Origin of the sequence: Sulfolobus sp. B1, from assembly GCF_007050195.1 — an archaeon.
In the GTDB taxonomy this organism is placed as follows: domain Archaea; phylum Thermoproteota; class Thermoprotei_A; order Sulfolobales; family Sulfolobaceae; genus Saccharolobus.
Genome location: NZ_QIMI01000111.1, coordinates 1 through 5,301, shown reverse-complemented (window position 1 = coordinate 5,301; position 5,301 = coordinate 1). Strand labels below are relative to the sequence as shown.

The window sequence follows — 5,301 nt, the reverse complement described above, 5'->3', positions numbered from 1 at the left end:
TTTACCTTCACTTTTAATTCTCCTATTCCTTCTTTTCTCCTTTGCTCTTCCACTGCTAATACCTGTTTTGCTTAGAATTATTATTTTACCCTCTTTTATCAATTTCTTAACGTCACTTCTAGTTAGCGCATCTTGGACTTCACTTTCAAAACCTTCAGCTATTCTTACTTTACTAATTCCCACTCCGGTCAGTTCTGCAGCGAGTCTCTTCTGAAAAGATAAATCGCTCATTTACATAACACCCTCGTTTGAAACCTTAATTCCCAATTCCTTAGCCTTATTTATAATATCCAACCTCTTTTTAAATCCAACCGTGCCTCCAATAATCACTATTACATTATCCTTCTGATCTTTAAGCTTAATTAGCTCATCAACGTTATTAACTATCACTTTCTTCAAACCTGTTGGATGTAAGTACCTTATGTCCTTAGGTAATCTGTAACCTACACTGACCTTTGGTGGAAATCCTCTTATCTTTAAACGAGTCTTATTATCTCTACCATAAGGCCTTCTCCATTTCTCTTGTCTACCTAGCTTGAAGAATTTATCCGCGTCATATCTTAGAAACTCTGGTTTCCTTTCTTTTAATCTTTGCCTTAACTCACGATATTGTTTAGTTTTTAATTGACCGCTCATTCTATCACCTCTTTTTTATATAAAAATATTCCATCAGAGAAAACACGTCTGTCGAAACCTCTTATCTTTGAAGCTAATTCAATATTTGATGCAGTTTGTGCAACAGCCTCAATATCAGAACCCTCAACTACTATATCTTCTCCTTTAATAGTAACCTTCACTCCTTTACTAATCTTAGCTTTTCTAACAACTTTCTCGCCAATTAAGTTAGTAATTTGAACCTCATCTCCTACAACCTTTACTGTAGTAGGGAAATGGGTGTATATTATTTTCAAATAATATCTATAGCCTTTAGTCACTCCAGTAATCATATTTTGTAAGTGCCTTAGTAATGTGTAGAATAATGCCTTTTTACGTCTATCAGCAAAAGTAGTCTCTAAGATAATTTTTTTATCACCCAATTTAATCTCAATTCCTTTAACGTAACTAAAGTCTCTACTAACTTCTCCCTTTGGACCCTTAATAGTAACTTTTGATCCATCGATCTTTACATTAACGTTATTTGGAACATCAATTTCCTCCTTCAAAACAACTGTTTGCATTTCTGACCACCTAATAAACGTAACCTAAAGCAATTCCACCTGTTCTTATCCTAGAAGCGTCTTTATGGGACATAACACCTTTAGAAGTAGAAACTATTATTATGCCAATTTCCTTGGATGGTAGGTATCGCCTAATATAGTCTGGTAAATTGATCATTTGCCTATATGTTAATGGATATCTCGGCGTAATGGGTCCACATTTATTAATTCTTCCAAGCAACTGAACTGTTATTTTACCCCATCTTCCATCATCAATGAACTCAAACTCACCTACATATCCTTCTTTTTGCATAACTCTTAACACGTTTATTATTAGCTTGGATGCAGGCATTATTATTGCTTGCTTGTTTCTTCTCATCTCATTATTATATATAGTTGTGAGAGCGTTTGATAAAGGATTTATTACTACCATCTTATATCACCAATACTTATTAAATCCTAACTCATAAGCCACTTCTCTAAAACATTGTCTACACAAATATATTCCATACTTTTGTATCACAGAATCTCTACTCCCACATCTTCTACAAGCTTGAATTCCCTTTCCATATCTTCTTTCTGCCGGAGGTTTAAATTTACCCATATTATTCACCCTTCTATAACTTGAATCCCAAAATTCTGCTTCAAGAACTCTATAGCCTCTTCCTTAGTTACTCTATGTCTTTTTGGCACTCTAGTCTTCTTTCTCCTTCTTCTTGCAATTCTATATCCAGCTCTCTCTAAAGTTATTGCTATATCCATACCAAAAATGCCTACTTCAGGGTCATAACGAGCCCCAGGGATTATGACATGTTCTGCAATTCCGAAACTTACGTTTCCATTATCGTCAAAACTGCTTTTCTTTATCCTATAACCTACTGCCTCTAATACTTTTTTCAAAAATTCATAAGCCTTATCCCTTCTTAGTGTCACCTTCACACCTATTGGTTGACCTTTTCTTGTTCCAAACTCCCTTATCGTCTTCTTAGCATTAGTATATACTGGCTTTGCATTAGTTAATTCTTGAAGTAATTGATATGCCTTCTGTAATCTATCTCCAGATTCACCTACTCCTATATTCACAGTTACTTTTACTAACTTTATTTTCCTCATAATGTTCTGGGTAACTGCTTGTTCACTCATCTTACTCAATCCTCATATCAGGATTTTCATTTCCAATACTCATGATATTTAATAAGTTGGTTTGAAAAGTTTTATCATCCTTACCTTTAACAGTTACAATAGTATATCTCCTAGTCTTATATTTACTCCAGCTTATTTTCTGTATTATACCATGAAGACCAATGTTCTTTCCACCTATAGCTACTACATATGAATTTTCGTTGATAGTAAATATATTCACTATTTTCTGAGTAGGTATTTCTATCTTAAGCGTTGACAACGTTCCAATTTTCTTAGCTTCTTCAGAAGATAGCAGAATATTTCTGCCATCATCTAAATTTAATTGAATAATACCTCCTCTAACAGTTGTCTTATTCATCACTCTAACGTATTTATAATTAGCCTCATCCTTAGTTATCTTAATCAATTTTAAGAATCTAATATTGTCAGGGACTACCCTAAAGTATAAATCTGAAGATGGAACAGAGATTACGTCCATAATCCCGATGGGATATTTATAATGCTTCCTTACCCTGCCATCAACTAGCACTTTACCACTTGAAATAATAAACTTAGCTTCTTTTAGTGACTCTGCTAAATTAAGATAATCCCTAAGTATTATAGCTAAGGGAACACTAGTAGTAACTGAATGCGGACCGGCGATAGGTCTAACAGTCCACTTATATTCTTTCTTACTTAAAGGTAAAAACCAAGGTGCCTCAAATCTTGTAATATGCGTCATTACTTCTCAACCCCCTTTTCCAATTGTTTCTTGCGTATCTCAGAAATTTTTTCGATTTTCTCTCTTCGTCTCGGATCACTTAAATCTAACTTTATAATCATCAATTTAGAAGCATGAATCCATTTATAAACGGGAGTACCATCAGCCTTTTTCCTTGTGATCCCCTCAATAGCGACTTTACCGGTTTTAGAATTAACCTCTACCACTTTGCCTTCTTTCCCACTCTCCGACCCTCTGAGAATTCTTACTGTATCGCCTTTCCTAACACTAATCCTCCTTATACCATACTGATTTCTAATATCTTCTGAGACCATTGAAACAAGTAGTTTTTTTCTCCCGTGCAAAGGTAGAGTGTAGATTGATTTTCTTTGTTTAGAAGGCTTAAGAGAAGACGTAAACATCACCTCAAATCACTAATGTAGCTATACTAGCTATTTTAGGCCATCTCTCTGCTGCTTCTCTAGCAATAGGACCTCTAACCTCAGTTCCCTTTGGAGTTCCATCAGGATTTATTATTACCGCTGCATTATCTTCAAAGGAGATCCATGTTCCGTCTGGCCTCCTATAAGGCATACGTTGCCTAACTATTACGGCTCTAAACTTCTGTTTTCTTACTTCTGGTGTTCCTTTTTTAACCGACACCATAATCATATCGGCAATGTTTGCAAATGGAACTCTTCTTAAGACACCTCTATATCCATAGATTCCTATTACCATAACCTCTTTAGCTCCACTATTATCCGCCACATTCAAAATACTATAGTGTTGAATAGCTGGAGTTAAACCTTTTCTAGCTCCTAAAAACTGAATTTTTTCTGGCACTTTAACTCACCTTACCTAGTACTACAAAACTAATCGATTTAGAGATAGGTCTTGATTCACCAATTATAACTTTATCTCCCTCTTTTACTTCAACGCAAGGTGGAATGTGAACGTGAATTCTACTTCTTCTTCTTTCATACCTCTTATATTTAGAATCATAATATAAATACTGCCTCTCAACTACACCAGATTTTTGGGCTCTACTCTTAACTAATACTCCCTCCATTATCGCACCTCTTACTCTTAATGTACCGTGATAAGGACAATTATCATCAGTACAAGTCTTATCAGGTACTTTCACATTTGGAACACCGACATCTTTTATCAACTTTCCTTTTGATCCCATCTATTTCACCTAACTCTCTTCCATGGTTTGCTAACTAACTTGTGACCACCTATTATAAAACGCTTACCTTTAAAAGTTATCTCAAATACTCCATTCGACTTAAAAATTGTTATCACTCTGTTACTAATAGCTAACTTAACTAGAAATGTCCTCTCAGTTTCAAAAACTATTTCCCCTTTTTTTAGAGCTAAACCAGGATCAGTATAATATAAAATCCTTATTCTAGAACCAATATAATCTATCATAATACAATAGCCTACTATTAAATAAAATTACTAAGAGCTAGCTTTTTCAGATTTAGGTTGTTGAGACGAACTTCTACTAATCTCAGAAAGTACAGTCAATATTCTCGCAATATCCTTTCTAGTATTCCTTATACTTGAAGTATTCTTTAAAGTTCCCATCCTTGCTTGAGCCCTCAGTTTAATTAATTCTATTCGTAATTCCTCAAGCTTTTTAGCAAGCTCCTCTCTTTGCATCTTTCTTAATTCATCTGAAGATAAGGGCATTATTGTTCACCTTCCTTCTTTTCCTCACCTGACTCACTAATAAATGACACATTAGTAACAGATACCTCTTGAGGCACAGCTGGAGTTTCTCTTAATGTAATCTTATCTTCAATTTTCCTTGGTTTTGTTATTAAGACCTCTACTCCATAAATACCTGGCTTTAGCATAGCTATTGCTATAGCTCTATCGACCATTTTCTCAAGTTGTTGCCCACTCTTAAATACAATTCCTTCCTTTAACTTCTCGTATCTAGCTCTTTCCGAAGTTAACTTTCCACTAACTATGACTTCAGATCCTAAAGCCCCAGCATTCATTATTCTTCGTATAGTTATAAATGCTGCCCTTCTGAAATGATAACCCTTCTCTAATGCAACTGCTAGTCTAAATGCCATAACTCTGGCATTAAGCTCTGGATTTTCAACATTAGTTATTGTTATCTGAGGATTTTCGAGACCGAAAACTTTCTCAAGAATCTGAGCTAGCTGCTTAATATTTCTTCCTCCCCTCCCAATAATCATCGGAGGTCTTCCAGCATATATTATAACTCTGGTTCCTATTGGCGTTTTCAGAACTTCTACCCCAGCATATTCTGCATTATAATAC

13 protein-coding genes are annotated in these 5,301 nt (G+C 35.0%); all 13 read right to left on the bottom strand.

Translation table 11 applies throughout. The features are described from left to right. Nucleotides 1-231 (bottom strand): 50S ribosomal protein L19e (locus DMP16_RS07630; RefSeq protein ID WP_304948039.1); only part of this gene is annotated, 231 nt, incomplete at its 3' end. Beyond that, nucleotides 232-636, bottom strand: coding sequence for a 50S ribosomal protein L32e (locus tag DMP16_RS07625; protein ID WP_069282025.1), 405 nt, complete (start codon nt 634-636; stop codon nt 232-234). Continuing rightward, the gene (locus DMP16_RS07620) at nt 633-1,178 is read right to left on the bottom strand and encodes a 50S ribosomal protein L6 (RefSeq protein ID WP_069282023.1); all 546 of its coding nucleotides are present in this window, start codon (nt 1,176-1,178) and stop codon (nt 633-635) included. Before DMP16_RS07620 ends, DMP16_RS07625 begins: the two co-directional genes overlap by 4 nt. 10 nt (nt 1,179-1,188) lie before the next feature. Then, nucleotides 1,189-1,590: a 30S ribosomal protein S8 gene (locus tag DMP16_RS07615; RefSeq protein ID WP_069282021.1), complete on the bottom strand. Its 402-nt coding sequence runs from the start codon at nt 1,588-1,590 to the stop codon at nt 1,189-1,191. A 6-nt stretch (nt 1,591-1,596) separates the two neighbouring features. Beyond that, nucleotides 1,597-1,761: a 30S ribosomal protein S14 gene (locus DMP16_RS07610; RefSeq protein WP_069282019.1), complete on the bottom strand. Its 165-nt coding sequence runs from the start codon at nt 1,759-1,761 to the stop codon at nt 1,597-1,599. Nucleotides 1,762-1,766: 5 nt separating this feature from the next. Next, on the bottom strand, nt 1,767-2,300 hold the full coding sequence (locus tag DMP16_RS07605) for a 50S ribosomal protein L5 (protein WP_069282018.1): 534 nt from the start codon (nt 2,298-2,300) through the stop codon (nt 1,767-1,769). A gap of 1 nt (nt 2,301) precedes the next feature. Continuing rightward, nucleotides 2,302-3,021 (bottom strand): 30S ribosomal protein S4e, encoded by a 720-nt coding sequence (locus DMP16_RS07600; RefSeq protein ID WP_069282017.1) that lies wholly within the window; start codon nt 3,019-3,021, stop codon nt 2,302-2,304. Then, nucleotides 3,021-3,422 carry a 50S ribosomal protein L24 gene (rplX, locus tag DMP16_RS07595; protein ID WP_069284555.1) on the bottom strand — a complete coding sequence of 134 codons (402 nt, stop codon included), beginning with the start codon at nt 3,420-3,422 and terminating at the stop codon, nt 3,021-3,023. Before rplX ends, DMP16_RS07600 begins: the two co-directional genes overlap by 1 nt. A gap of 4 nt (nt 3,423-3,426) precedes the next feature. After that, on the bottom strand, nt 3,427-3,843 hold the full coding sequence (locus tag DMP16_RS07590) for a 50S ribosomal protein L14 (RefSeq protein WP_069282016.1): 417 nt from the start codon (nt 3,841-3,843) through the stop codon (nt 3,427-3,429). Between the two features lies 1 nt (nt 3,844). Further along, complete coding sequence (locus DMP16_RS07585; protein ID WP_069282015.1) at nt 3,845-4,189, bottom strand: 30S ribosomal protein S17; 345 nt, start codon at nt 4,187-4,189, stop codon at nt 3,845-3,847. 5 nt (nt 4,190-4,194) lie between these two features. Continuing rightward, nucleotides 4,195-4,437: a ribonuclease P protein subunit gene (locus DMP16_RS07580; protein ID WP_069282014.1), complete on the bottom strand. Its 243-nt coding sequence runs from the start codon at nt 4,435-4,437 to the stop codon at nt 4,195-4,197. Nucleotides 4,438-4,464: 27 nt separating this feature from the next. Next, nucleotides 4,465-4,698, bottom strand: a complete 234-nt coding sequence (rpmC, locus tag DMP16_RS07575) for a 50S ribosomal protein L29 (protein WP_069282012.1) — start codon at nt 4,696-4,698, stop codon at nt 4,465-4,467. Continuing rightward, the coding region (locus tag DMP16_RS07570) for a 30S ribosomal protein S3 (RefSeq protein ID WP_143577051.1) at nt 4,698-5,301 on the bottom strand (604 nt) is incomplete at its 5' end. The genes DMP16_RS07570 and rpmC, both read right to left, overlap by 1 nt.